The sequence below is a fragment of the Psittacicella hinzii genome (assembly GCF_003585935.1).
In the GTDB taxonomy this organism is placed as follows: Bacteria; Pseudomonadota; Gammaproteobacteria; order Enterobacterales; family Psittacicellaceae; genus Psittacicella; species Psittacicella hinzii.
On record NZ_NRJG01000122.1, the window covers coordinates 1 to 2,791 of the forward strand.

Annotated in this window: 3 protein-coding genes; 1 reads left to right on the top strand and 2 read right to left on the bottom strand. The window is 30.3% G+C overall.

Features of this window, described 5'->3' with window-relative positions; translation table 11 throughout:
• Positions 1–629, top strand: a 629-nt coding sequence (locus tag CKF58_RS08470; protein ID WP_222987750.1) for a hypothetical protein, incomplete at its 5' end; no start/stop codon positions are given.
• 112 nt (positions 630–741) lie between these two features.
• Here CKF58_RS08470 and CKF58_RS06460 read toward each other — a convergent pair.
• Both CKF58_RS06460 and CKF58_RS06465 read right to left on the bottom strand, forming a co-directional pair.
• Entirely contained in the window at positions 742–1,005 is a 264-nt protein-coding gene (locus tag CKF58_RS06460; RefSeq protein ID WP_119532138.1) for a hypothetical protein, read from the bottom strand.
• A 36-nt stretch (positions 1,006–1,041) separates the two neighbouring features.
• Entirely contained in the window at positions 1,042–2,568 is a 1,527-nt protein-coding gene (locus CKF58_RS06465) for a transposase (protein WP_119532140.1), read from the bottom strand.
• Between the last annotated feature and the right edge of the window lie 223 nt (positions 2,569–2,791).

Here is a 2,791-nt window from a genome sequence, read left to right on the forward strand (position 1 = left end):
AAGCAACAGTTACTAATAATTTTAAGCATGAGAGAAGTGCTACTGCAGATTTCTTTAATAAGATTTGTATGATCTTTGGTTTAAGGACAGTAAACTTCAAATACTTCTTTGATTATTGCTTAAGTAAAGGTTGGGTTACAGTCCCCGTCACTTATACAAAAGAATACTTCTTACTACGTAGTCTTAATTCTGCAGAGGAGAGCCACAAGCAAGGTGTAGAAATAGAATTAAGTGTTAATAAAGCTAGCAACAATAAACACGAATATATAACTACGTTGTTTATGAGTGAAGAGGAGATTAATAAGCACTCTATTACTGACGTTAGAATTATAGACGAGGAGTTTAGCCCTTTCTTAATACCAGGTGACCGTGTTGGCATGATTAAAGGTGATAAATACCACGAGAAAGGATACTACTTAATCAGTAATCCTAAAGAACCTTTCTCTGTATTCTCACAGATAAAAATTGCTGAAATAGAAGTGATTGACAAAGATAACGAAACTTATAAAGTGTCCCTTAATAAGTCTTATTTAGAAGGATTTATAATGAAAAGAGATAGCTTTAATATTGTAGCGTTTGTTGCATTTATAACAAGAAAAAGACTATCTTCAGAAAATAAATATACGTAATATCAAAAGCGAGGTGTAATTATTTAATTAACACCTCGCTTTTTTCAGAGTCTGCTTTTTAGCGACTCCCGTAACTGATAATTTAGGTACATGCAACAGTTAGTAAAAAAGACTAACATTTAACTGTTTCAAAATTATGTTTGAGAACTTGATAAAACTTTTTAATTGCTAAAAACTCATTATCTTTAGATACTCTAAATTCATCAGCATTAACATCGATTAAGTATTGTAAGAAATTAGCTACAGTAGTTTCAATATATGCATCAATTTCATTTTCAATTTTGCTTATATCTTTTTCTAAAATCTCATACATTATTGTTGAGATGAATGAACAGAAGGCTTTACCATAGAATACATCGCTGTTGCTTACTAGCATGCGTTCATGTTTTGTGCTGTTTTTATGACCTCTAAATTAGTTTTCAATCACAGCTTTACTACTATAAAGTTTATTAGCAGTATCAGCATCTAAATGTGGATCATTAGTTATTACTACGTACATTCCAGCTTCGCTAAGCTGACGTTTTAGCTTATCCGTATCAACTGTATATTCAATCTTAGTTTGTGATTGACTTTCAAGATTATTGAGTGCTTGGTTGCTAGGTTTTACAGCTTTTTGATTATTAGCTTTTTCTAAAGCCTTTGCCTCCATTTCGAATTTCTTCATAATAGAAGTACACTCTAACGCATATTTTTCATAAGAGAAGTACGTAAATGCTTGGAAGATATTTCCTTCATAATCAAGATTATCCGTATGGTAAAAAGTACCTTTAGGTAAAATGATCTCCATTTTTTCTTTTGGAGTATCTTTTACTCGATTAATTAGTTGTTTGTATTCTTTTGCAGATTTTTTCAAAATGGTAGCAACACTAATATTCTTTGAAAGTAAATACTTAATATTATCTAAACTTTGAGTATCTTGATCTAATACAACAGTTTTAACTGAGGGGAAATATTTAGAAGTTAAGTCTAGAGAACGTAAAAAATACGTACTATCAGAGGTATTACCTACATAAAATTCGTAAAGTAAAGGTAGATCCCATTTATTACCTTTAGCAATAACTAGATTGATTTGTTTGAGTTTTTCTCTACTATTTGACTTACTATCTTCAGATAAGATTAGCTTATTTGAGAAAGTGGTAAAATTAGGATAATCAATAAAAACACTTTCACTTTCATTTAATCTTTGACACCAAAGATCAATAAAGTTAGCAGTTTTATCCGAGGTAATCTCTTTAAAGAAATCTGACCAACGTTGTGAACTTATAAAATAATCATCTTGTAAGTTCATGCGTTTAGCAAAATTATTGAAGTTATAAGCAGCACTATAATTATTACTACTTAAAATAAAAGCAACCCAATTTAAGATAGTTTTAGTTTGCGTTTCTGTAAAAACTTTTAGCAGAATCTCTGTAATACCATACATGTTAGCAATATCGTAAATTGCAGTATAAAAGCAATTTGCTAAAGAGTTAATATACTCTTTGCCAGTAGAAGAGGCTTCTTTAGCAAGCTCTTCAGCCACGATAATATTTTTATCATTAGTATTTTTACCTGCGTTAAGCTTAGCATTAAGAAGACGAGTTTTCTTAATTACTAGCTTCATAACTTTTACACGATCCGAACTAATAACGCGAGATACACCTGGATTTTTAGCTTTTTGTGCTGCCAATTTGGCGTTATAAGCGATCATTTCTGTCTTGTAAATATCGAAATCCATTTCGTATGGATTGTTATTTTCATCAAAGAAAACCGAGAAGTGATCATTAGGTATAAAAGTATTAGTAGCAATTTCAAGTTTGCCAATTAAAACTCTATGGTTTTTTCTTTTTCCTTCATGTGTATAAACAGGAGGTTGAAAGAAAACTTCTTTAAAGTGTTTATTATTTGCGTCTACTAATTGAACTTTTTTTGAATCGGGTAACGTGTAATTTTGGCTCATAAAATACTAACTAATGATTACTTTTGAGATTCGCCTATAGTTATTAATAATAGTGCTTCACTATTAAAATTTAATATTGTTTGATTTTATACCTTTTTTAAGGTGTTTCATCAGTTTTTGGGAATCTATATTGAGATTTTAAGATTGAGTTGCTTTTTTGTCAGACTCTGCTTTTTTATCAGAGTCTTCTTTTTTAGGACGTCCTGAGCTGTACCCCAAAAAT

What these genes read in the sequence shown, in the direction of transcription:
- CKF58_RS06460 (WP_119532138.1), bottom strand. Translation starts at nt 1,005, where the DNA reads ATGCTAGTAAGCAACAGCGATGTATTCTATGGTAAAGCCTTCTGTTCA.
- CKF58_RS06465 (WP_119532140.1), bottom strand. Translation starts at nt 2,568, where the DNA reads ATGAGCCAAAATTACACGTTACCCGATTCAAAAAAAGTTCAATTAGTA.